The sequence below is a fragment of the Vibrio fluminensis genome (genome assembly GCF_015278125.1).
Classification (GTDB): domain Bacteria; phylum Pseudomonadota; class Gammaproteobacteria; order Enterobacterales; family Vibrionaceae; genus Vibrio; species Vibrio fluminensis.
Genome location: NZ_JADILO010000014.1, coordinates 1 through 24,436, shown reverse-complemented (window position 1 = coordinate 24,436; position 24,436 = coordinate 1). Strand labels below are relative to the sequence as shown.

Here is a 24,436-nt window from a genome sequence, read left to right as displayed (position 1 = left end):
TGTGGTTGAGGATAAACCTTCCCTCAAGGGCAAGGTCAAGGCTTTACGCTAAGGATTTTATTGCTTCACTTCTTGCTAAGGAGTGTCTTAAGTAAAAAACATGGTGATACCCTAGCACGCAGGCGCACTTGCGTATAAAATAACGCCCAATTTTGGCACTGAAATTCTCTAGTGCAGTCATTTAGACAATCAAGGTATTTTACATGACGGTTAAAACTCGTTTTGCACCAAGCCCAACAGGCTACCTTCACGTGGGTGGTGCTCGTACAGCACTATATTCTTGGCTATATGCTAAACACAACAAAGGTGAATTCGTTCTACGTATCGAAGACACGGATCTTGAGCGTAACTCTCAAGAAGCGGTTGATGCGATCATGGAAGGTATGGAATGGCTAGGTCTTGAGTGGAACGAAGGTCCTTACTTCCAAACTCAACGTTTTGACCGTTACAACGAAATGGTTGATGTGCTACTGGCACAAGACAAAGCTTACAAATGTTACGCATCTAAAGAGTTGCTAGACGAAGTTCGCGCAGAGCAAGAAGCGAACAAAGAGATGGCGCGTTACGATGCGAACCATCCAAAGATCAAAGCAGCGAACGAAGCGGCAAAAGATGGCGATCCATGCGTTATCCGTTTCCGTAACCCAAAAGAAGGGAGCGTAGTATTTGAAGACCAAATCCGCGGTCGTATCGAAATCAGCAACACGCAAATGGATGACCTTATCATCCGTCGTACTGATGGCGCGCCAACATACAACTTCTGTGTAGTGGTTGATGACTGGGATATGGGTATCACGCACGTAATCCGTGGTGAAGACCATATCAACAACACGCCTCGTCAAATCAATATTTACGAAGCGCTAGGTGCACCAGTACCAACATTCGCTCACTGTGCAATGATCCTTGGCGATGACGGTGCAAAACTGTCTAAGCGTCACGGTGCGGTATCAGTAATGCAATACCGTGATATGGGTTACCTACCAGAAGCACTAAATAACTACCTAGTGCGTCTAGGTTGGTCTCATGGCGACCAAGAAATCTTCTCTCAAGAAGAGATGATTGAATTCTTCAGTCTAAATGCAATCTCTAAATCAGCGTCTGCATTTAACACTGATAAGCTACTTTGGTTGAACAACCACTACATCAAGACCTCTGAGCCTGAGTATGTAGCGAAGCACCTTCAATGGCACCTTGATCAACAAGGTATCAACAAAGAGAACGGTCCAGCGATTACTGAAGTGATCAAGCTTGTCGGCGAGCGTTGCAACACGCTAGTTGAACTGGCTGAGCAAATCCGTTACTTCTACGAAGACTTCTCTGAGTTTGAAGCTGGCGCAGCGAAGAAGCACCTACGTGGCGTGGCTAAAGAGCCACTAGAAGCGGCACTGGCAAAAGTAGAAGCAATCACTGAATGGACGACTGAAAACCTTCACCAAATGATCGCAGACGTGTGTGCAGATCTAGAAATTGGTATGGGTAAAATCGGTATGCCACTACGTGTAGCAGTGACTGGCGGTGGTCAATCTCCATCCGTTGACGCTGTAATGCAACTAGTAGGTCAAGAGCGTTGTGTGGCTCGCATCAAGATGGCACTAGAATTCATCGCTGAGCGTGAAGCAAACGCATAGTAGAACGTATACTACTAATGAGTTAGAAAGACCGTAGCTATTGGGCTACGGTCTTTTTTTTGCGTCGCGTATTTTTGGCATATTTGGCTTTATTGTTCTACGTTTAAGCGTGTAAACGTAGAGTTGTTTGGAGAAGCAAAAGGAAAATTTCTTTATAGAACAATAAGGTAATGTTATTTTTCAGATATGAAACAGATTTAAATCTCTGTTTCAGCGATAATAAGACTGTGATCATCCTAGCATTTTGTTCTTTTGCAAAAATAGTCTGCTGTGAAGCTAACTTGCGGCACTGTTATGGACGCATGAGAAAGGTCTTTTGGATGATGACTAATAAACTATAAGACAGTGGATGAAGGAATTAATAATGAAAAAATTAGCAGTGGTAATTTCAGCAACGCTTGCAATGGCAGCTGGTGCAGCAAGTGCGGCACCGTATGTAGGTTTAAAAGCAGGTTACTCTTGGCTGGACGATGAGTGTAAGTCTGGTTTTACTTGTGATGACAATGATTCAGGTTCTCTAGGTGTTTTCGGTGGCTATGAGTTTTACGACTTTTTGTCACTAGAAGCGGGTTATGACTATTTGGGTAAGTTCACTGGCGCGGGTTTGCCAAATGACAGTGTTGACGCGTTTACACTAGCACCTAAGCTATCTTTTGGTATCACAGATGCGATTGATATTTATGGTAAATTTGGTGGTGCTTACGTTAACTACGGTGATAAAAGCGATGAATCTTTCTTAGGTGCAGTTGGCCTTGAGTTTGCAGGTTCTGAGAACACTTCTGTTCGTTTAGAGTACCAAGCTCTAACAGACATCAATAACGATGTTACTCGCGCATTTGCTAATACTGCTAGCCTTGGTTTTGTTTACCGCTTTGGCGGTAATGATGAGCCAGAGCAAGTTGTTGAAGAAGAAGTGATGGTAGAAGAAGTGGTTGAAACGGTAGTGATGACCAAGACTTTTGATGCAACACTGCTAGATACAGAAACGTTCGCGCTTAACAGCAGCAAACTTAAGCCAGGTAGCGAGTCTAAACTGGATGAGCTAGTACAATTGCTAAACCAGTACCCACAAGCTCAAGTTGAGATTGTTGGTTACACTGACTCTTCAGGTGCTGCTGAGTACAACCAAAAGCTATCTGAAAAACGTGCACAGTCTGTAGCGGCAATGCTAGCAGATCGTGGTGTTGATTCAAGCCGCATGTCAGTGAGTGGTGAAGGTGAAAATAACCCAATCGCAAGTAATGAGACAAGCGAAGGTCGTTCACAAAACCGCCGTGTAGAAATTTCTGTTCCAGAGTTCGAATACACAGTAGAACAGTAATAATTGTTACGACAAAGCCTTGGTTTACCAAGGCTTTGTTATATTGCTAGCTTCATTATTATCCCTGGTTTTGTTATGGTTATTTTAAATCAATACTGCTCAATCTTCCCATAAACTCAAGGATCTCGAGGTTGTCTTTGTTCGCTTCAAGAAGTGCCTTCTTGGTTTTACTGTAAGCCGCCAAACGCCCGTGTTTGTTAATTGAGCACACGACGCTTTTATAGATCAACTTGCCATTTTCATCATAGTTACGCCAAGCCGCAATGTAGCATTCATCCTTAGCTTCTGGATTATCTTTCGTTGGGCGTGGTTTATAGATAATTTTAGGTTCTAGAGAGTGAGGCAGGCGGGTCATCAAAAAGGGATCTTTCAGTAGGCGACGCCAAAACTTCCCCCACATTTCACTGCCAAGTTCATTACGAAGCTTGATCGCTTTTTGCAGGCCTTTCTTTTCCCCCATTTTGATAAAGCCGACAGAGCGGTGCAATACCGTATCTTCAGGGGTATGGATATGTATTTTATAGGCAGTCTTAGCTTTAGAAATAAACCGGTGTCCGGTATTTGTTGTTAAATTGCTCTTTGGCATAGTTCTTATTTGATATATTTATTATTAGTTAAAGAGTAAGCAATTGTTACTAAATTTTAAAGTGTAGTGACTCAATAAACATAGCTCATTGGAAAATTCTTGCTCAAGAATCTGCCTGACTCACACTTTATAGCCCAGTCGAGCTATCATAATTATGAGTAGAAATGGTGTAGCCTCCCTTGGGAATAGAGGCTACGTATTGAAGTGATGGTCGCGTTATATTAAGCGGACTTATTAAGGCTAATCCATTTACAAGATTAACTTATGCATCACATCGCCAATCTGAATACTGTTTGCCAGCTCAGGTTGGTCTACCGTTAATTCAGCTTCACCTTCATATACGCGAGAGACGGTTAGCGTAATATCGGTTTCTGATACCTTATTGCGTGGCATACCGCGTTGATCGATAAATGAGCCAGTGTGCCAAAGTTGCAGTTTGTCACCTTCCTGAACGCCATGTAGGCGGCCTAAATTCATTGTCATCACATTGCCCCATTTAGCGATGATTTCAGGTAGGGTGATTTTGCATGAGACTTCTGATTCGAGATCAAGCATTACATTGCGGCTGACTCGCAACATCATTTCGCCATAGGTGGACGCCCAAAAGCGAGCACTTCGGGTATCCACTTGGCTGGTTTTAGGGAAAGGCCAACGAGCGACTTCGCGATAGTTGCGGGTGTAGACTTCGCTACCAGTCTTACCATCAAATACAGTCAGCTCCATGGCAAATTGACGGTTTATCACGTCCGCTTTTAGCACGTTTTGTTCAATGGTTGCCGTTAGGTCAGTTATGTTGCCGCCAATTATATATTGCGCACCAGTATCTTCAGCGATCATTTTTAGGCGCTCAGGGTAGCGTTTATTGATTTCATAATCTGTCGTACCGACTGAGACGAAACTGGTGGACTCTTGATCTAACTGACGATTGAGTACCTGGGCAAAATCGTCGCCAAGACTATAGACCTGGCCCATTACCGCTTGTTGAGGGGAGATGAGATCAATATTGCCGACGAGAAAGGTCTTTTTATATTGATCAACGTGGCAACCTGTTGCCGACGGATAAATATCAATACGTGCCTTAACCACCATGACGTCTTTATAGATTTTTTGTTTTTCAATCAATATGTAGCGTACTTCATGGTTGGTGAATTGATACTCTTTACGATCATCTTCAAGTAAAGGACGCAAATTTGCGATGCTGCCAATATCTGCACCGGAGAAGCTTACCGCTCTATAAATAGCATCTTCTAAAGCGTGAATGCGTGCCGCATCCTCAGAGGCAACGACGGTTGCCGTACCAGTCACTTCATACCATGCCGCATGGCCAGTCGTTGATATTAGGGCCAGTATCAGGGTAGAGAAGAGACTGAAAATCGATTTTTTCATAATGTGTTACCAACTCGGTACAGTTTTTGCTTTGAGAATCATAGCGGATTTTGGCATTGGTTTTCTAAAAGATTGCACAGATAGAAAAGCAAAGAGCGTTCCACTTTTGAAAGAGAGATAGAAATGGATCGCCAGTGCCTGAATGTATCGGAGATTAGAGAATGAAAAAATGGTTTGCGTTAGTGCCTGCGCTGTTGCTTACAGCCTGCGCTTACTCCCCAATTTATAATGGTAAGGAACCTTACCCTGGCAGCCAGTTCATGTTAATGGACAGCCCACGTCATACGTTGGACTTCTTTGTTGAAAGCATGACTGAGGAGCTGGTTGAGTCGAATACAAGTGTATCAGCGCGTACGCCAATTGCGGTGACTTCGTTTGTTGACTTGCAAAATATGGATGCGACGAATTGGTTAGGTAATTCCGTATCGGAAGGCTTTATTTACCAATTTCAGCGTCGTGGTTTTAAGGTCGTGGATTACAAAACTACCGGGAATATTCAAGTAACGCAGCAAGGTGACTTTGCACTTAGTCGTGACTGGAAAGATTTGGCAAAAGAACAAGACATTCAATATGTACTTACTGGCACAATGCTACGTCAAGAAGGCGGTGTTTTGGTTAACGCGCGCGTCGTTGGTATGCAATCTCGAATCGTAGTGGCTTCTGCTCAAGGCTTCTTACCCGCTGATCGTATTGGCCGTGATTTGGATACATTGAATAGTATTCGTACGCAAGATGGTGTTTTGATTCGTTCAGACCCAATGATTCGTCAACCTTACACTGTGATTCTGCGTCCTTAGGAGTTGAGATGAAAAAGTTATTGTTATTGATTGTCTCTATTGCGATGGTTGGATGTCAGCCTTTGACTCAAATGCGACCTGACGATTGGTTAACAGCGGTGGGTTACGCGAGTATCGGTGAACAGAAAGGGCGTGATGTAGAAGAGAAGCAAGTACGTGCTATGCGAGCATCTAAGATCGATGCTTATCGTGAACTAGCCGAGCAGATTTATGGTATGCGAATCAGTGGTCGAGCTGATTTAAAAGATCAACGTCTTGGTACTGAGCTTACGTCAGGCGCGGTTGATGGAGTAATACGTGGTGCTGAAGTTGTCCGCAGTTACAAAGTGGGTGACACTTACGTGACCGAACTACGTTTAGACATTGAGAAAATGAATAAGTTACGTGACTACGGCGAGGTGCAACAAGTACCTGAAAAACGTCAACAAACGTTGTTCTAGCTTCTCTATCTAATCTCCATTAAAAAAGCGGCAATGTTGATTGCCGCTTTTTTAATGGAGTAAATATTAGGCTTTAAGGTTGGTTCCAAGAGTCGAGATGTTATTGGTATGACCTTTGGCAGTGTAAGTCATTCCTGTTTTTCCTTGGCTCTGTTTCATCAAGTTGTTTAACTGATTAAAGCTTAACTGGGCTCTTTGCAGTGATTGCCCATTGATCTCATTTAATTGTTGGCAATGAGAAATAATAATGCGTATTTGTTCAACCATGGGCTGTAAATTCGCGTCAACTTTTAGGCTTTCTACATCTGGATGACGTCTAATTCGCTCATCGGTTGTCTGCAATTGAGAGACAAGCGTGTTTTTTTGCAGAGCAATGGCTTCGATTTCTTTCGCCACTCGTTGGGCGATAGCCGTCTGCTCTTTCTGCAATAATTCAGAAAGTTCGTTGGCATTTTTTAGTTGAAATTCAACTAAACCTTTTAAAGCCGCCATTTAACCTCTCGCTAAAAACCACCAAGTTCTTTTTCGAACTTGATCATATTGCTTGCAAGTTTTTCCGCATCCACAGTATATGAGCCGTTACTGATCGCTTCTTTAATTGCGGCGACTTTCGCTTGGTCAAAGCTTGGTTGGCTCGCCATCTGTTTGTGCATTTCACCAACAGCCTTGCCTTCAGAACTGAGTGACACGGCATCTTGTGCAACGCTATTGCTCTTTGAAGGAGAACTTGATTGAACGGAACTGTCATTACTACGTGAAGCGCGAGTACTTGACGTAAGAGTCTGCCCCGCGCGAATATTATCTATACCTGCCATTGAGAAAGCCTTTTACTTGATAAAAAAACCTGTACTCACCATATCGGCAGAACTGCACAGACCTTTAGCAATAATTTTAATTGAGCAAATTCCTACGAATTAGTGGGAAAAGTTGGCTCTAGAAAATGACCGTCACTTCGGAAATGTCGGTCACTTTGCCATCAATTATACGATTTGATTTGCTATTTTTCACTTTTATCTGCTCACCGTGGGAGCCATCTGAAAGCGCGACCCCCTTAGTGGTGATGACCATCCCAGATTTTTCTGCTTTGATGGTGACTATATCGTTTCGGCACACAATACAGATGTCACGTTGCTCGATAATTTCACCCACTCGGAGGTTTTTCTTTACTTTTGCACCAATAACAGCATTTATCGAGGAAAATCCTTGCCGCCTTAAGCGCTGCAAGTCTACCATAGTTGTGGTGACATCTTGTGCAGAGATGATTTGCCCTCGATTTAGAGGCGTAATAAGTGAGACTTGCGGGCCAGTCCGAACGAGTCTCACTGGAACGTAAATACGCCAATTGTCTTGGCTACATTCTACTAACACCGTAATATTATTCGCTTTGGTACTCGTAGACTTTGATGATACTGCAAGAGGCGCAGGACAATCGGTGGCAAAAATCCGGTTGTCTATATTGGCTGCTTCAGCCTCTAGCGAACCTCCAGTAGGCTGCTCAACTCTCTCTAAAATGTATTTTTCCGCTGCGTTTTGAATCGAGAAAATTTGTTCTTGAGTTGCAGATAAAGAGGAAACACTAAAGAATAGGGCGGATAAGCCGATAAAGACTAACATGCTATCGATGCACAATTTTTTTTTGGTTATGGAATATGTAGAAATGTATGATTTAAAAGGTATCATGCGTCTTCTCAGGTTTTGTAGCCTTTACTAGATTACCACTTTTTCACTTGAAAGTTTGAAATGGAGATGAGCTTATGACGGGTATTCTTGATTCTGTGAATCAGCGTACACAACTCGTCGGTCAAAACCGATTGGAACTACTTACGTTTCGTTTAATGGGACGCCAACGTTATGGTATTAACGTGTTCAAGGTTAAAGAAGTTCTTCAGTGTCCTAAGCTTACTTCAATGCCAAATCTTCACCGTTTAGTTAAAGGCGTGGCACACATTCGAGGCCATACTGTTTCGGTGATTGATTTGAGTTTAGCGATTGGTGGACGACCAACGACGGATGTTGATAAAGCCTTTGTCGTGATTGCGGAATTTAACCGAACTATTCAAGCCTTCTTAGTTTCATCGGTTGAGCGCATAATCAACATGCATTGGGAAGCGATCCTACCTCCGCCACAAGGTTCAGGTAAAGCGCATTATCTAACGGCAGTGACAAACATCGACAATGAATTAGTTGAAATTCTCGATGTAGAAAAAATCCTCGCGGAAATTGCCCCTGTTGATGAGACAATGGACAGCAATATCGGTCAAGAGATCAAGCAGGCACAAAAAGATAAGCCTGTCGTGCGTCGTATCCTGATTGCGGATGACTCGACAGTTGCACGTAAACAAGTCGAGCGCGCAATTAGCTCGATTGGCTTTGAAGTTGTTTCGGTAAAAGATGGCAAAGAAGCTTATGAGAAGCTTTTAGAAATGTCGTCTCAAGGTAGTATCTACGATCAAATTGCTCTTGTGATTTCAGATATCGAAATGCCGGAGATGGATGGCTATACTCTAACCGCAGAAATTCGCCGTCATGCAGAGTTGAAAGATCTGTATGTAATTCTGCATTCTTCACTCAGTGGCGTATTTAACCAAGCTATGGTGGAGCGTGTCGGCGCCAATTCTTTTATCGCCAAGTTTAATCCTGATGAACTCGGTAATGCGGTGAAGACTGCACTAATCAAATAAAGAGAACTTAATGACAGCGATAACTATAAGCGATCAAGAGTATCGTGATTTTAGCCGTTTTTTAGAATCTCAGTGCGGCATTGTACTGGGAGAAAGTAAGCAGTACTTAGTAAGAAGTCGATTGAGCCCTTTAGTCGTGAAGTTCAAGCTAGCTTCACTGTCAGATTTATTGCGTGATGTTATCACTGGGCGCAATCGTGAATTACGAGTTGCGGCTGTAGATGCGATGACGACCAATGAAACATTATGGTTTCGCGATAGTTACCCGTTTACTGTATTAGCAGACAAGATCCTGCCGGAATTGGCTGCTAACAAGCGCCCAATCAAAATTTGGTCTGCGGCGAGCTCTTCAGGTCAAGAGCCGTATTCAATGGCGATGACCATTTTAGAAACACAGCAACGCAAACCAGGCATGTTGCCAAACATATCGATTACTGCAACAGACATTTCTAGCAGTATGCTCGATATGTGCCGTGCGGGTGTTTACGATAACCTTGCTTTAGGGCGTGGTTTGTCTCCTGAACGTCGTCGAGCATTTTTTGAAGATGCAGGCGATGGCCGTATGAAGATTAAAGACACAGCAAAGCGATTGGTGAATTTTCGGCCACAAAATTTAATGGACAGTTACGCGCTGCTTGGTAAATTTGATGTTATCTTTTGCCGTAACGTACTGATTTACTTCTCGCCAGAGATGAAATCGAAAGTCTTGAATCAAATGGCAAATAGTCTAAACCCAGGCGGTTACCTGCTTCTGGGAGCATCTGAATCTTTAACTGGTCTCACTGATCGTTTTGAAATGGTTCGCTGTAATCCAGGTATTATTTATAAGCTTAAGTAAATAGTACTCAAACAAATCTACGTTAAAGCCCAGCGATTGCTGGGCTTTTTGTTTTCCCCTTCGTTAAAGCATATACTCACCAAGACATTCCAAAGTCGTAATCATTGAGAGTCGTGCGAACAGTGCCGTGATGCGGTGCATTAAAGTTGGCGCACTTATTGCTGTTTTATTCGGATTAAAGTTAATTTGTGTCTGGTCTTCTAAAAGATGGTACGCAAATTGCTTTACAAATTATTAGTAACGGTCAGTTCTTTAAGTAGAGGCAAACATGGCTATTTCTTTTGACAAGGCATTAGGCATTCACCAACACACGGTGGGTGTTCGTGAGCGCAACGCTGAGGTTATCTCGACCAACATTGCGCAATCAAACACGCCAGGTTACAAAGCGAAAGGCATGGATTTTCAAAAGGCACTGCAAGCGGCAAGTTCGGAGGCAAGCATTGGTCTTAGCCGTACCGATGGTCGGCATATTCCTGCCTCTACTCAGGTAACAGGTGAAGTGCTTTATCGACTTCCGACTCAACCTGACACTGGTGATGGCAATACTGTCGATGTGGATTTAGAGCGTAACTTATTTATGCAAAACCAGATCAGACATCAAGCATCATTAGACTTCTTAGGAAGTAAATTCAAGAACTTAACCAAAGCAATCAAAGGGGAATAAATTAGATGAGCTTATTTAACGTATTCAATGTGACAGGTTCTGCAATGAGCGCTGAATCCGTTCGTCTAAATACTACCTCAAGCAACTTGGCGAATGCGGATAGTGTCTCAAGCTCGGCTAAAGACACCTATAAAGCTCGTCATGCGGTATTTGGTGCTGAATTAAGTAAGGCAAAGTACGGTCAAGACCATACGGTGCCGGTGAAAGTGTTAGGTATTGTGGAAAGTGATAAGCCGCTTAATGCGGAATACAACCCTGATCACCCACTTGCAAACAACGAAGGCTATATCTATAAGCCGAACGTTAATGTTATGGAAGAAATGGCCAACATGATTTCTGCTTCTCGCTCATATCAAACCAATGTGCAATTAGCAGATGCGAGTAAACAAATGCTGCTGCGTACGCTGCAGATGGGTCAATAGGGATAAGGAGGTAACGTATGGCCGGTAGTATTAATAATGTTGGTCAAAGCGGCTTGTCCTATGTAGACCAGCTTAAAGCGCTTCAAGAGCAAAAAAAGCCTGAAGGAACAACGGGTAAGCAAGATCTTAAACAAGAAGACTTCTTATCGTTGCTGACTAAGCAGCTTGCTCAACAGGATCCGTTTAAGCCGGTTGGTAACGACCAAATGATTGCGCAAATGGCGTCATTTGCCACCGTTGATGGCATCGGCAAGATGAACAATCAGTTCGATACGTTGAACGCGTCAATGACATCAAACCAAGCTTTGCAGGCGTCAACTCTAGTTGGCCGAGATGTACTGGTTCCAGGTGCTGCAGGCTTAAAGCAAGACGGTAAATCAATGGCGGCAATGGTGAAACTGCCACAAAACGTAGACAATATGTTTGTCCGTGTTGAGAACGAGATGGGCCAACTAGTGCGCACGTTCGAAGTGGGAGCGAAACCTGCCGGTGATAACCGCGTTGTGTGGGACGGAAAAGATGAAAACGGTAATCCATTGCCGGCTGGCAAGTACAATGTGAAAGCATCGGGCTTGTTAGATGGAGAAAGCAAAGAGTTTGAAGTATCAACTTACGCAAACGTCAACAGCGTTCTTCTCGGTAAAGGTGATGGTAACGTACTGCTTAATCTGGCTGGCTTTGAGTCACCAGTTCGACTTGCTGAAGTACTTGAAGTAGGCAAAGCGTAACAACGCGAGCTAGATAGGAGAATTTGGAATGTCATATGTATCATTAAGCGGATTGTCAGCCGCTCAGCTCGATCTGAACACGACCAGTAATAACATTGCTAACGCTAACACGTTCGGTTTTAAAGAATCACGTGCTGAATTCGGTGATGTTTATTCAAACTCATTATTTACCAACTCTAAGACCTCGGCTGGTCAAGGTGTACAAGCAAATAAAGTTGCACAACAATTCCACGAAGGTTCAAGTGTTTACACAAACAACCCACTGGATCTACGTGTATCTGGTACGGGCTTCTTTTCGGTGGCTAAAGAGCGTTTGATCCCTCAGCAAAATGAGCTGACTCGTAACGGTGCTTTCCACTTGAACAAAGATAACTACATGGTAACTTCAAATGAAGAGTACTTATTGGGTTATGAAGTGAATCAAGACACTGGTGATGTACTCTCTTACGAACCAAGACCAATTAACATTCCAGCAGAGTTTGGTAAGCCAAAGCAAACGGCTAACATTCAAGTAGGTGTTAACTTACCAGCTAATGGTGATCTAAAAGATCCCGCTTTGTTTGATTACTCCGATCCAGAAACGTATAACCGTTCAACCTCTTCGACTATTTATGATTCGATGGGCCAATCTTACAAGATGACGACGTACTACTTGAAAGATCAGACTCAGCCAAATACGTGGCAGACCTACTATACAGTGACGGACAAAGCAGGCGAAAAGCCGATCAACATTACCGGTGGTGATGCAACAACACCAACAGGTCATGTTGGCCACACAATGAAGTTCAATAACGATGGCACGTTAGCAAGCTTGAACAACGGTCAAAATATCGTGAGTGACCCGATTGGTGCTGGTGCAAATCCTGTCGATATGAACGGTGCAGACGTCAGTCAAACACTCTCTTTTGGTCTAGATTCTGCCACTCAGTTTGCCGCTCCATTTGAATTGACTAAGTTTGACGAAGATGGCGCGACAACCGGCTTCCTAACCAAGATCGATTTTGATGAAAACGGCAGCGTATTAGGCACTTACTCAAATGGTGAAAACATCACTTTGGGTCGTGTGGCACTCGTTCGCGTAGCGAATGAACAAGGTCTTGATAAGAAAGGCGGCACGCAGTGGGATTCAACTCAATACTCTGGTGATAAAATCTGGGGTGAATCGAATAAAGGTTCATTTGGTACCATCAACAATGGTGCACTTGAGCAAGCCAATATCGATATGACACAAGAATTGGTCGATTTGATTTCAGCGCAACGCAACTTCCAAGCGAACTCTCGTTCCCTAGAAGTTCATAACCAGCTGCAACAAAACATCCTGCAAATACGTTAATTTTCCTAAGCAGAATTAATCGCACTCTATTTAGATGGCAACTTGGCGGCAATGCCTAGTTGCCGTTATTGCCATAAATTCGACGCCTACCCGATAACAATGCTCACTTTTCTGAGTGTTGCTTTTCTATTTATCTGAAAAATAAACAAAAAAATATATTGGCATAACTATTGCTTTATTTTCTTCGAATAGTGTTTTTTGGAGTCAATAATGGATCGTTCTCTGTTTTTAGCGATGAGCGGTGCCAAGCAAAATATGCAGGCATTACAGCTTAGAGCGAACAACCTAGCAAACGTCAGTACCACGGGTTTCCGTGCTGATTTGGCGCAAGCTCGTTCAATGCAGGCATACGGCGAAGGTTTGCCTACTCGTGTGTTTAGCATGACAGAACGTCCAGGACATAACTTCCAACAAGGCAGCGTTATCACTACGGGTCGAAATCTTGATGTGACAGTTCAAGGCGACGGCTGGATTTCAGTGATGGATAAAACGGGCCAAGAAGGCCTGACTCGCAACGGTAACTTTCAAATCGATGCCACAGGTCTATTGACGAGTGGTAATGGTGACCTAGTCATGGGTGAAACGGGTGCTCCAATCACACTGCCGATCCCTTTGAGCAAAGTAGAAATTGGTACCGATGGTACTATTTCTGTCGTACCACAAGGTGCGCCAGCGGATGCCATGGAAGTTGTCGACCGTATTAAGTTAGTAAGCATTAACAATCAATCACTATTCAAAGATGCAAACGGCTTGTTTCGAGCAAAAGATCCCAATACCGCTTACCAAGCGGATGCAGGTGTAAAACTGCTCACCGGCGCAATCGAAGGAAGTAATGTAAATGCAATCGGTGAAATGACAGCACTGATTGATTTACAACGCCAATTTGAAATGCAAGTCAAGATGATGAGCACAGCGGAAGAGATGGACAAAGCCTCTGAATCGCTGCTTCGTTCAAGCTAATAGATTTTAGGAGAGAGTTATGCATCCGGCATTATGGGTAAGTAAGACTGGCTTAGACGCACAGCAAACCAATATATCAACAATTTCAAACAACTTGGCTAACGCTTCAACCATTGGTTATAAAAAAAGCCGCGCAGTTTTTGAAGACTTGTTTTATCAGAATATTAACCAAGCGGGCGGTCAGTCATCTCAGAATACTGAACTACCGAGTGGTTTGATGTTGGGTGCAGGCTCTAAAGTCGTTGCAACACAGAAGGTGCATACCAACGGCAACGCACAAACAACCAGTAACGCACTAGACATGATGGTTGAAGGTGATGGTTTCTTCCAAATTTTAATGCCAGACGGCAATATCGGTTATAGCCGTAATGGTCAGTTTACCGTCAATGATGAAGGTGTGATTGTAACGTCTGGTGCAGGTTATGCACTTGAGCCAGAGATTGCTATTCCAGAAGACGCGGTTGGCATTACTATCGGCACTGATGGTGAAGTTTCAGTTCGTCTACGTGGTCAGCAAGACAACCAAGTGGTTGGTCAGATTACAACCGTGGACTTCATTAACCCAGGTGGCTTAGAGCCAGTGGGGCAAAACCTTTACTTACCAACGGGTGCAAGTGGCGACCCGCAAGAAGGTGTTCCAGGCCTTGATGGCTTTGGTCAAATCCGTCAGTCGATGCTAGAAACCTCAAACGTTAATGTTACAGAAGAACTCGTCAACATGATTGAAGCTCAACGTGTCTATGAGATGAACTCAAAAGTAATCTCAGCAGTAGACAAGATGATGAGCTTCGTTAACCAGCAACTGTAATATTTGAAAGAGGCCGTTAGCATGATACGTATTCTTCCTTTAGCTCTGATAGTTTTGATGTCTGGTTGTTCGATGTTACAACCGCCTGTTGATACTCCAGATGTGGTGCAAGGCACGACCACGGTAGATGCTGTTGAAGGCGATAAATCGGCCGATGACAGTTCAGGGATCATTGACACACTGCGTGGCAGAACTGATCCAGTCGCCGGTGATCCGGCTTGGGCTCCTATTCACCCGAAGCATCAACCGGAGCACTATGCTGCAGAGACGGGATCGTTATTTAATACCGCCAGTACAACGAGCTTGTACGATGATTCTAAGCCACATGGTATTGGTGACATAATAACCGTGACTCTAGATGAAAGTACTAAAGCGGCAAAAAGTGCCGATGCCGACTTATCGAAAAATAATGCGGCGAGTATGGATCCGCTAGAGGTTGGTGGTCAGCAATTAAATATTGGTGACTATAACTTTTCTTACAATCTAGCCAATGACAATAAATTCAGTGGCAGCTCAGCGGCAAACCAAAGTAATAGTTTATCGGGTTCCATTACCGTTGAAGTGATTGAAGTGCTGGCTAATGGCAACTTGGTGATCCGTGGTGAGAAGTGGTTAACCCTTAATACTGGTGATGAATACATCCGATTAAGCGGCACAATTCGTCCGGAAGATATTACCTACGATAATAGCATTGCCTCAACGCGCGTATCCAATGCACGAATTCGTTATTCGGGCACTGGAAATCAACAAGATATGCAAGAGCCAGGATTCTTGGCACGATTCTTCAATGTATCTCTGTAACTCAATTTAAAGACGATGTTTTGACATCGTCTTACAGTTACAGGTACCACCATGAAAAAAACCTTACTCCTACTTACTAGTTTGCTGTTACTTGCCACGTCCGTGCAGGCCGCCCGTATTAAGGACGTGGCGCAAGTAGCCGGAGTTCGTAGCAACCAATTGGTTGGGTACGGTTTAGTCACTGGTCTTCCTGGTACTGGCGAATCAACGCCATTTACCGATCAAAGCTTCAATGCCATGTTGCAAAACTTCGGCATTCAATTACCACCGGGCACTAAGCCAAAAACGAAAAATGTGGCCGCGGTTATCGTCACCGCAGAGTTACCTGCTTTTTCTAAGCAAGGGCAAAGTATTGACGTCACGGTCTCTTCGATTGGTTCTGCCAAAAGCTTACGTGGTGGTACTTTGATGCAAACGATGCTCAAAGGTCTCGACGGCCAAATATATGCGGTAGCACAAGGCAACTTAGTGGTTAGCGGTTTTAGTGCGACAGGTGCCGATGGCTCAAAAATTGTCGGTAATAATCCGACGGCTGGTATGATTTCTAATGGCGCGATGGTTGAGCGAGAAATTCCGACCCCATTTAGTCGAGGTGATTATATTACCTTCAACTTGCTCGATTCCGATTTCACCACAGCGCAACGTTTAGCCGATGCAGTAAACAATTTCCTTGGTCCACAAATGGCGCAAGCGATGGATGCTACCTCTGTTAAAGTCCGTGCTCCACGTGATATTAGCCAACGTGTTGCCTTTCTTTCTGCCATTGAAAACCTAGAATTTAATCCAGCCGAAGGGTCAGCAAAAATTATCGTTAACTCGCGTACTGGTACTATCGTTGTCGGCAAGCATGTACGTTTAAAACCTGCCGCGGTCACTCACGGTGGTATGACTGTTGCGATTAAAGAAAACTTAAACGTCAGCCAGCCTAATCCGTTTGGCGGTGGTGATACGGTTGTTGTCCCAGACTCGAATATTGAGGTGACAGAAGAGCAGGGCAAGATGTTTAAGTTTGAACCGGGCCTGACTTTGGATGATCTCGTGCGTGCGGTGAATGAAGTAGGCGCGGCCCCATCTGACTTAATGGCGATCTTGCAAGCGTTAAAACAAGCTGGTGCCATTGAAGGTCAACTGATCATTATCTAAGGAAAGAGCATGATTAATAACGGTAACGACATTGGCTTTATTCACGATATTGCTGGGCTTGATAAGCTTCGTCAGCAAGCGGTGAAAGGCGATGAGAAAAGTGAGAAGGAAGCATTAACTGCAGCGGCCAAACAGTTTGAAGCGATTTTTACCAATATGTTGTTTAAGTCGATGCGTGATGCAAATGCCGCTTTTGAATCGGGCTTGATGGATAGCCAAAATCAGCAGTTTTACCGTCAAATGATGGATGACCAAATGTCGAGCGAACTGAGCGCATCGGGATCATTGGGCTTGGCGGATATGATTGTCGCTCAGCTAAGCACCGGTTCGATTGAAAACCAAGATGCCGGCGCTCGTAATGATAGCTTTGAACATCTGATGCAAAAGGTTGATCGAGCTCGTCAAGCGCAGGAACAGCGCGAACTAAATGGTCACGGGACGACGGCAGAGCAAAAAGTAGCGGCTGTAGAATCTCCTCGTTCGCAAGCAAGCCGTTTTGACTCACCGCAAGCCTTTGTTAGCTCTATGAAGCCTTATGCTGAAAAAGCGGCAAGAGCGCTTGGTGTCGATTCTTCACTGTTGTTGGCGCAAGCTGCACTGGAAACGGGTTGGGGGCAAAAGATGGTCACCAATAGTCAAGGTAGCAGCAATAACCTATTTAATATCAAGGCAGATAAAAGCTGGTCTGGCAATAAAATGGCCACACAAACCTTGGAGTATCATCAAGGAGTGCCAGTACAAGAGCGTGCCGCGTTCCGTGCTTATCAAGATTATGAGCAAAGCTTTAATGATTATGTGCGTTTCCTTAACGAGAATCCGCGTTATAACACGGCACTCAGCCATGGCGGAAATAATGAGCAATTTATCCGTGGCATTCACCAAGCCGGCTACGCAACCGACCCACAATATGCTGATAAGGTATTGAGAGTTAAAGCGAAGATAGATCAGATGTAAAAAGTCACCTTCGGGTGACTTTTTTACGTCTCAGAATATAGATGTTAGAACGTTCAGCAGCAGCCTTGCTTTGATAAGTTGTGCGGTATTGGTGCTTCGCTCTTCGCTCTCAATGCTCTACTTTCTCAATTCTTAGTTCTCAGGCTTCGAATCCTACCTCACCCCCCAAACCTTTTATTATGTACCCATGTCCGTGAGTGAAACGTTCTGTAGCCCAGCGAGGCTGGGCGTTCCGTAATCCATCTTCGCTGGATGTTCCTCCCCTTTATTTTTCTATTGGCACACAAATTGCTAAATCCCAATAAGTTACTCAGCATAGGCTGATTTTGTTAGGTTTTTGGGGGCAATATGGCGTCGGATCTTCTGGGGTTAGGTACACAAAGTGTATTAACCGCTCAGAGACAACTCAATACCACCGGTCATAACATTTCCAATGTTAATACAGAGGGATATAGCCGCCAATCTGTCATTCAGGCGACCAATGACCCACGCCAATTTGGTGGACAAACGTATGGCATGGGTGTGCATGTGGAAAATGTTCGCCGCTCATGGGATCAATTTGCCGTCAATGAGTTGAATCTTTCCACGACCAATTATGCCAATCGTGTGGACTCTGAAGAGAACTTAGAGATGCTTTCAGGGTTATTGTCTTCGGTATCGTCTAAGAAAATTCCCGAAAACATGAACAGCTGGTTTGACGCGGTTAAATCTTTGGCTGATAGCCCCAACGATGTTGGCTCACGTAAAGTTGTGATTGAAAAAGGGGGTTTGATAGCGCAAAACCTTAATGATTTTCATCAAGACGTGAGTCGTCAGCATGATGTTGTGAACAAAAAGCTTGAGTTGGGTGTTGAGCGTATCAACCAAATTGGTACGGAGATTCGAGATCTACATCGCTTAATGATACGTACCCCAGGCCCACATAATGACTTGCTCGATACGCAAGAAAAGTTGATTGCAGAGTTATCTGAATACACCAAAGTTACGGTGACGCCGCGTTCTAACCGTGAGGGTTTCAACGTTCATATTGGTAACGGTCATACTCTAGTCTCGGGCACTGAAGCGAGTAAGTTAGCGCTAGTTGATGGTTTTCCTGATACGCAACAGCGTCGGTTAGCCATGATTGAAGGGCAGGGCATTAAGCCCATCACGAGCAAAGATATTGATGGAAAAATCGGTGCCATGCTTGATATGCGTGATGAAATAATCCCTGGCGTGTTAGATGAACTTGGGAAAATGACCATTGGTTATGTCAACGCAGTCAATCATCTGCAAACTCAAGGCTTAGATCTTAACGGTCAGGTCGGAGAAGCACTATTTACCGATATCAACTCAGTGATCGCGGCAAAGTCTCGCGTTGTCACTTCATCAAACTCTCAGGCAGATCTCGAAGTTTATATCGACAATGTAACACCGATGAAAACCGGTGAGTACTCACTACAAAACAGTGGAGGTGATTATTTTATCACGCGTCCAGATGGTGAACGTACGGCTGTATCAGTGACAGATAATGCGATAAATATCGATGGCTTACGCATTAAGATTAATAACGATCTTGCAAGTGGCGAACGAGTTTTGATTCGTCCGACACGTTCAGGGGCGGGCCAAATTCAACTCGCAACAACCGACGCGACAAAGATTGCCGCTCAAAGTTATGAAGCCTCCACCTCGTTTGCTCAGGGCTCGGCGAGTTTTGAGATCAAACAAGCAGGGGAATTAAAAGAATTTGAAGTGATTGTTTCTCCTGATGGAACACAATTTGCCGTTACCGACAAAAACGGCAAGGTTTTGCAGCAACCACAAATTTACCCTCCGAAGGGGGACGTTACGGTTCAGGGAACGACGTTTACACTATCGGAAGGGGCATTGCCAAACGATAAGTTTACCGCCAACTTGGTTCCATCAGATGGCGGGAATGGTAACTTGCGCAAGATGCTGTATCTACAAACAGATAAGCATCTAAATAATGGTCAGTCATCAATCATCGACATTTATCATGATCTCAATACCGACGTCGGTCTGCAGTTATCGATAGCTTCTAAATTAACCGACGTATCCCGTATTGAGAAAGAGTCAGCACAAGAGCGAGTTGCTTCAATTTCAGGTGTTAACCTTGATGAAGAAGCGGCCAATATGATGAAGTTTCAACAAGCTTATATGGCTTCGTCACGCGTGATGCAAGCGGCAAATGAAACGTTTGATACCATTTTGGCGCTAAGGTAGTAGGAGGACATTATGCTAAATCGAATTTCAAGCTTCCATAACTACCAATCGGTACAAAACGATTTACGTCGTCAAGAGAACAAGGTCCACCATAACCAAGCGCAACTTGCGTCGGGTAAGCAGTTACTCAAGCCAAGTGATGACCCGTTGGCGACTCATTACATTCAGAATATCAGTCAGAAAAGCGAACAGCTTGATCAGTATGTTGACGCGATCGTATTGAGTCGAAGCCGTCTAGAGCATAATGAAATTATCATTTCAAATGCGGAAGATTATGTTGATGAAGGCAAGCGCACTGTGATGGAAATGATCAACGGTTCATTGTCACCGGAAGATCGTCAAGCTAAACGTCGTGAAATTGAAGAACTGTTTAGTCATCTGTTAACCCTTGCGAATACACAAGATGAATCTGGTAACTATGTCTTTTCTGGAACAAAGGCGAAGGTACAGCCATTTTTCAGTGATAAAGCCGGGAACATCAGTTACTCCGGTGATGACTACCAACGGAAAATGCGTATCTCTAACAGTCAAGAGATGCCGATAAACTATCCGGGCAATAAGTTGTTTATGGAAGTCGCTAATCCATTTGGCGACTACAAGCCAAGTTATCAGTTACAAGAAGCTTCGGAACTGCTGCTCGAGAGAGCGACGAATACTAACCCAAGCGATCAGTCGACTTACAAGCTGACGTTTGTTGATATGCCAGACAATAAGTATGGCTATCAATTAGAACAAGATGGCAGTGTAGTGAAAGCCGACGTATTCGATGCAGCGCAAGGTATCAAATATGATGATATTTCTATTCAGGTTAAAGGGCAGATCACCAAGGGTGATGTGATTGAGTTAACGCCGCAAAAGAATATTAACTTATTTGACACCTTTAAAGAGGCGCGTGATCTGTCTGATGGTTCTGTTTCTGATTCTTCTAATACCGCAGAGCTACAGCGAGTGGTACAAGAATTTCACGCTGGGTTTATTCAGATGAACAAGGCTCGTTCAGATGTCGGTGCTCGATTGAGCACTCTAGATATCCAAGAGCAGCAGCATGAAGACTTCAAACTGACTTTGGCCAAATCAAAAAGTAATTTTGAAGATTTAGATTATGCAGCGGCCGTGATTGAGTTTAATGAAAACTCGCGAGCGTTACAGGCTTCGCAGCAGGCCTTTGGTAAAACGAAAGATTTAACGCTTTTTAATTATTTATAAGCCTTATGTGCAACGCCATAAGTGCAAATAATATCGAATCCATCTCTATAGAGTGACAGAGTAAATGCCGTTCTTTTACTGTGGCAATAGAGGGGGCAAAAAAGCGGCAATCGCTTGAGTTTAATAGCAAATAATGAAACTTAAGCTAGATGTCTATTTTGATAAGTGTCTGATATTTAGAGTTTAAAAAATTAATTAGAATGTTTTTTAGTTATTGGCACACTAATTGAATTAGAAAAGTAGTTAAATTATATAAGTGGGCATCAGCCTGCTTGGCAAGTCATTTACGGTCAGTGCTTCCCAATGAGATCAAGCTGACCGCTTCGCGAGAACTTGCGAACTCACTAGGAGAGCAACCTATGACCATTACAGTAAATACTAACGTCTCTGCAATGACTGCACAGCGTTATTTGAATAAAGCAACGGGTGAGCTGAACACGTCAATGGAGCGTTTGTCTTCTGGTCAGAAGATCAATAGCGCTAAAGATGACGCAGCCGGTTTGCAAATTTCTAACCGCTTAACTGCACAGTCTCGTGGCCTAGATGTTGCGATGCGCAATGCTAACGATGGTATCTCGATTGCACAGACCGCTGAGGGTGCGTTGAACGAATCAACCTCGATTCTACAACGTATTCGTGACTTATCATTGCAGTCTGCCAATGGCACTAACTCAGACTCTGAGCGTGTAGCGATCCATGAAGAAGTTGCTGCATTGCAAGATGAATTAAACCGTATCGCAGAAACAACCTCGTTTGGTGGTCGCAAATTATTAAACGGTTCATTTGGTGAGGCATCGTTTCAGATTGGTGCTAGCTCAGGTGAAGCGATGATCATGGGCCTGACCAGTGTGCGTGCTGATGATTTCCGTATGGGCGGTCAGAGCTTTGTGGGTATTGAAGGTAAAGACAATACTTGGGGTGTTGCAGCAGATAAACGAGACCTTACGATTGATTTTACCACCAAGAGTGGCGAGCTAGTTAACTTAGCAATTAACGCTAAAGTTGGTGATGATATCGAAGAGCTAGCAACCTACATCAATGGTCAAACTGATCTACTTAAAGCATCGGTGGATGAAGAAGGCCGCATGCAAATATTTGCCGCTGAGCCAAATTTGCAAGGTAACATTTCTTTCGGTGGTGGATTAGCGGGCGATCTTGGTCTGCAGTCTGGTCCTGGTACTTTAACAACGACTCAAAATATTGATGTAACCACAGTTGGTGGCGCACAAAATGCGGTAGGCATTGTTGATTCTGCACTGAAATACGTGGACTCTCAGCGCGCTGACTTAGGTGCAAAGCAAAACCGTCTGAGCCACAGTATTAATAACTTAGCAAATATTCAAGAAAACGTAGAGGCATCAAATAGCCGCATTCGTGATACTGATTTTGCGAAAGAGACAACGGCGATGACTAAAGCCCAAATTCTGCAACAGGCTGGTACTTCCATTCTAGCTCAAGCAAAACAGTTGCCTAACTCTGCAATGACACTATTGCAGTAATAGCAAGTCACTTTATTCACGGTTTTCCCAGACGTGGGGTGAATAGAGTATTTGCGGCAAACATAAGTATTTAGATAGCTGAGACTCTCTCTCAAAACCTGTTTCAGCTAGAAAACTACTTATGTCACGGCAGCCAAGCTGTGATCATTTCTCTCGATCTCCACACTGGCTACCTCCATAGCCCCGGTTCTCTCAAAGGAAAGGGGCTTTTCTTCATTTTATCCCGACCTAAACACTATCCGCCCTCGACCTTTTGCTTAGCTGCGATATTAATCTGCTCATCTTTGTAACACGCCAACTCCCGCTATTCATTTCAATAAGTTAAAAAAGTTTAGCGCTTTTTTCTTTGTTTTAGATATCGCTCAAGTATTTGATTCAAAATTGTTCGATTTTTCGTACTCTTTTACAAGTGGTCTAAAGTTAATCAATTTCTTGTCGCTATTAAGGTTACTTTGAGAGAACTTTTGGTTTACCGAGACGTCGGAAACCGTTCGGACATTCCGCATCAACGGAAATCAATAGGAGAACCACCATGGCGGTGAATGTAAATACAAACGTGTCAGCAATGACAGCACAACGTTATTTAAACAGTGCAACGAGTGCGCAGCAAACCTCAATGGAGCGTTTATCTTCAGGGTCTAAGATAAATAGTGCGAAAGATGACGCGGCAGGTCTACAGATTTCTAACCGTTTGAACGTGCAAAGTCGCGGTTTAGATGTCGCAGTGCGCAACGCGAATGATGGTATTTCAATTGCTCAAACAGCGGAAGGAGCAATGAACGAAACCACCAATATCTTGCAACGTATGCGTGACTTGTCATTGCAATCCGCTAATGGTTCTAACTCGAAATCAGAGCGTGTTGCGATTCAAGAAGAAATCACAGCACTAAATGATGAACTCAATCGAATTGCTGAAACGACTTCTTTTGGTGGCAATAAGTTGCTAAACGGTACGTTTACGACAAAATCCATGCAAATTGGTGCGGATAATGGGGAAGCAGTGATGTTAACCCTAAATAATATGCGCAGTGACAACAATATGATGGGGGGAAACAGTTATGTCGCTGGAACCGCCAAAGCACCAGATTGGGAAGTGAAATCGGATGCTAGCGATCTTTCTATCACATTAACTGATAAGTTGACTGGTAGCCCTCAGACGATTGATATTGTGGCGAAAGCGGGTGATGACATTGAAGAACTAGCGACTTATATCAATGGCCAAACAGACATGCTGACAGCTTCGGTAGGAGATGACGGCAAGCTGCAAGTCTTTACTGATAATAATACAGTGGAAGGCGGGATCTCTTTTGCTGGTGGCTTAGCTGGTGAATTGAATTTCACTGAAGCGAAAGCAGTAACAGTCGATACCATTAATGTTACCTCTGTTGCGGGTGCGCAAGAGTCAGTAGCGATTGTTGATGCAGCTTTAAAGTTTGTTGATAGTCATCGAGCGGAGTTAGGGGCATTTCAAAATCGTTTCCAACATGCGATTAATAATCTAGATAACATCAATGAAAATGTGAACGCATCGAATAGCCGCATCAAAGACACAGATTTTGCCAAAGAAACGACGGCACTGACTAAGTCACAAATTCTTGGTCAAGCCTCAAGCTCAGTATTAGCGCAAGCAAAACAAGCCCCTAATTCAGCATTAAGTTTATTAGGTTAATTGATGCAATAGAAAAACCAGCCTTCAGGCTGGTTTTTTTGTCTGTGATGCTAAGCTAAATGAGCCAAGATAATAATATGTATCTGAACGATGTCGTTCGCTGTGGGGTGCTGTTTTGAATTTTGGCTTGTATAGGGTAGGGATTGTGACTGGAGCACCTTAATGGCGCATACAGGGCCCAGAAATACAAAACCCAGCAAAAGCTGGGTTCTATAATGATGGTGCGGTCGGAGAGACTTGAACTCTCACACCTTGCGGCGCCAGAACCTAAATCTGGTGCGTCTACCAATTCCGCCACGACCGCAGCAAACTTTATAGTTAAAAAGACGATTGGCAAGTCTTAGTAACG

At 43.8% G+C, this 24,436-nt stretch carries 24 protein-coding genes and 1 tRNA gene; 19 read left to right on the top strand and 6 right to left on the bottom strand.

Annotation, left to right across the window (positions count from 1 at the left end; translation table 11 throughout):
- The first annotated feature begins 203 nt into the window (after nt 1-203).
- Together gltX and IRQ95_RS11430 are read left to right on the top strand one after the other, a co-directional pair.
- Nucleotides 204-1,628 carry a glutamate--tRNA ligase gene (gltX, locus tag IRQ95_RS11435; protein WP_194437060.1) on the top strand — a complete coding sequence of 475 codons (1,425 nt, stop codon included), beginning with the start codon at nt 204-206 and terminating at the stop codon, nt 1,626-1,628.
- Between the two features lie 364 nt (nt 1,629-1,992).
- A complete protein-coding gene (locus IRQ95_RS11430) occupies nt 1,993-2,949 on the top strand; it encodes an OmpA family protein (RefSeq protein ID WP_194437059.1) in 957 nt (318 codons plus the stop codon).
- A 79-nt stretch (nt 2,950-3,028) separates the two neighbouring features.
- Here the strand turns inward: IRQ95_RS11430 and IRQ95_RS11425 are convergent, their stop codons facing one another.
- A complete protein-coding gene (locus IRQ95_RS11425; RefSeq protein ID WP_194437058.1) occupies nt 3,029-3,535 on the bottom strand; it encodes a Fe3+-citrate ABC transporter substrate-binding protein in 507 nt (168 codons plus the stop codon).
- A gap of 249 nt (nt 3,536-3,784) precedes the next feature.
- Entirely contained in the window at nt 3,785-4,921 is a 1,137-nt protein-coding gene (locus IRQ95_RS11420; RefSeq protein ID WP_194437057.1) for a flagellar assembly protein FlgT, read from the bottom strand.
- 161 nt (nt 4,922-5,082) lie between these two features.
- Between IRQ95_RS11420 and IRQ95_RS11415 the strand changes: the two genes are divergently transcribed.
- The gene (locus tag IRQ95_RS11415; protein WP_194437056.1) at nt 5,083-5,718 is read left to right on the top strand and encodes a FlgO family outer membrane protein; all 636 of its coding nucleotides are present in this window, start codon (nt 5,083-5,085) and stop codon (nt 5,716-5,718) included.
- Nucleotides 5,719-5,726: 8 nt separating this feature from the next.
- A complete protein-coding gene (gene flgP / locus IRQ95_RS11410) occupies nt 5,727-6,158 on the top strand; it encodes a flagellar assembly lipoprotein FlgP (RefSeq protein WP_194437055.1) in 432 nt (143 codons plus the stop codon).
- Between the two features lie 66 nt (nt 6,159-6,224).
- Here flgP and IRQ95_RS11405 read toward each other — a convergent pair whose 3' ends face one another.
- From IRQ95_RS11405 to flgA, 3 genes are all read right to left on the bottom strand, one after another.
- Complete coding sequence (locus IRQ95_RS11405; protein ID WP_194437054.1) at nt 6,225-6,650, bottom strand: flagella synthesis protein FlgN; 426 nt, start codon at nt 6,648-6,650, stop codon at nt 6,225-6,227.
- An 11-nt stretch (nt 6,651-6,661) separates the two neighbouring features.
- Nucleotides 6,662-6,973 carry a flagellar biosynthesis anti-sigma factor FlgM gene (gene flgM / locus IRQ95_RS11400; RefSeq protein ID WP_194437053.1) on the bottom strand — a complete coding sequence of 104 codons (312 nt, stop codon included), beginning with the start codon at nt 6,971-6,973 and terminating at the stop codon, nt 6,662-6,664.
- Between the two features lie 118 nt (nt 6,974-7,091).
- Nucleotides 7,092-7,838 carry a flagellar basal body P-ring formation chaperone FlgA gene (gene flgA, locus IRQ95_RS11395; RefSeq protein WP_194437052.1) on the bottom strand — a complete coding sequence of 249 codons (747 nt, stop codon included), beginning with the start codon at nt 7,836-7,838 and terminating at the stop codon, nt 7,092-7,094.
- A gap of 74 nt (nt 7,839-7,912) precedes the next feature.
- On the opposite strand from flgA, the gene IRQ95_RS11390 reads away from it, so the two are divergent.
- The 15 genes from IRQ95_RS11390 to IRQ95_RS11320 all read left to right on the top strand — a co-directional run bounded on the left by IRQ95_RS11390 (nt 7,913) and on the right by IRQ95_RS11320 (nt 24,087).
- A complete protein-coding gene (locus IRQ95_RS11390; protein ID WP_194437051.1) occupies nt 7,913-8,839 on the top strand; it encodes a chemotaxis protein CheV in 927 nt (308 codons plus the stop codon).
- A 10-nt stretch (nt 8,840-8,849) separates the two neighbouring features.
- Nucleotides 8,850-9,677 (top strand): protein-glutamate O-methyltransferase, encoded by an 828-nt coding sequence (locus IRQ95_RS11385; RefSeq protein ID WP_194437050.1) that lies wholly within the window; start codon nt 8,850-8,852, stop codon nt 9,675-9,677.
- A 268-nt stretch (nt 9,678-9,945) separates the two neighbouring features.
- On the top strand, nt 9,946-10,341 hold the full coding sequence (gene flgB / locus IRQ95_RS11380; RefSeq protein WP_194437049.1) for a flagellar basal body rod protein FlgB: 396 nt from the start codon (nt 9,946-9,948) through the stop codon (nt 10,339-10,341).
- A gap of 5 nt (nt 10,342-10,346) precedes the next feature.
- Entirely contained in the window at nt 10,347-10,763 is a 417-nt protein-coding gene (gene flgC / locus IRQ95_RS11375; RefSeq protein WP_075652496.1) for a flagellar basal body rod protein FlgC, read from the top strand.
- 17 nt (nt 10,764-10,780) lie between these two features.
- Nucleotides 10,781-11,491, top strand: a complete 711-nt coding sequence (gene flgD, locus IRQ95_RS11370; protein ID WP_194437048.1) for a flagellar hook assembly protein FlgD — start codon at nt 10,781-10,783, stop codon at nt 11,489-11,491.
- Between the two features lie 28 nt (nt 11,492-11,519).
- Nucleotides 11,520-12,824 (top strand): flagellar hook protein FlgE, encoded by a 1,305-nt coding sequence (flgE, locus tag IRQ95_RS11365; protein WP_065429958.1) that lies wholly within the window; start codon nt 11,520-11,522, stop codon nt 12,822-12,824.
- A 210-nt stretch (nt 12,825-13,034) separates the two neighbouring features.
- Nucleotides 13,035-13,784 (top strand): flagellar basal-body rod protein FlgF, encoded by a 750-nt coding sequence (gene flgF / locus IRQ95_RS11360; protein WP_194437047.1) that lies wholly within the window; start codon nt 13,035-13,037, stop codon nt 13,782-13,784.
- 19 nt (nt 13,785-13,803) lie between these two features.
- The gene (gene flgG, locus IRQ95_RS11355) at nt 13,804-14,592 is read left to right on the top strand and encodes a flagellar basal-body rod protein FlgG (protein WP_194437046.1); all 789 of its coding nucleotides are present in this window, start codon (nt 13,804-13,806) and stop codon (nt 14,590-14,592) included.
- Nucleotides 14,593-14,613: 21 nt separating this feature from the next.
- Nucleotides 14,614-15,393 (top strand): flagellar basal body L-ring protein FlgH, encoded by a 780-nt coding sequence (gene flgH / locus IRQ95_RS11350; protein ID WP_194437045.1) that lies wholly within the window; start codon nt 14,614-14,616, stop codon nt 15,391-15,393.
- Nucleotides 15,394-15,444: 51 nt separating this feature from the next.
- On the top strand, nt 15,445-16,536 hold the full coding sequence (locus IRQ95_RS11345; RefSeq protein WP_194437044.1) for a flagellar basal body P-ring protein FlgI: 1,092 nt from the start codon (nt 15,445-15,447) through the stop codon (nt 16,534-16,536).
- Between the two features lie 9 nt (nt 16,537-16,545).
- Entirely contained in the window at nt 16,546-17,490 is a 945-nt protein-coding gene (flgJ, locus tag IRQ95_RS11340; protein ID WP_194437043.1) for a flagellar assembly peptidoglycan hydrolase FlgJ, read from the top strand.
- A gap of 348 nt (nt 17,491-17,838) precedes the next feature.
- Complete coding sequence (flgK, locus tag IRQ95_RS11335; RefSeq protein ID WP_194437042.1) at nt 17,839-19,713, top strand: flagellar hook-associated protein FlgK; 1,875 nt, start codon at nt 17,839-17,841, stop codon at nt 19,711-19,713.
- Nucleotides 19,714-19,725: 12 nt separating this feature from the next.
- Complete coding sequence (flgL, locus tag IRQ95_RS11330; RefSeq protein WP_194437041.1) at nt 19,726-20,919, top strand: flagellar hook-associated protein FlgL; 1,194 nt, start codon at nt 19,726-19,728, stop codon at nt 20,917-20,919.
- A gap of 359 nt (nt 20,920-21,278) precedes the next feature.
- A complete protein-coding gene (locus IRQ95_RS11325) occupies nt 21,279-22,418 on the top strand; it encodes a flagellin (RefSeq protein WP_194437040.1) in 1,140 nt (379 codons plus the stop codon).
- A gap of 532 nt (nt 22,419-22,950) precedes the next feature.
- Nucleotides 22,951-24,087, top strand: coding sequence for a flagellin (locus IRQ95_RS11320; protein ID WP_194437039.1), 1,137 nt, complete (start codon nt 22,951-22,953; stop codon nt 24,085-24,087).
- A gap of 219 nt (nt 24,088-24,306) precedes the next feature.
- On the opposite strand, the gene IRQ95_RS11315 is transcribed toward IRQ95_RS11320, so the two are convergent.
- A tRNA-Leu gene (locus IRQ95_RS11315) sits at nt 24,307-24,391 on the bottom strand.
- Between the last annotated feature and the right edge of the window lie 45 nt (nt 24,392-24,436).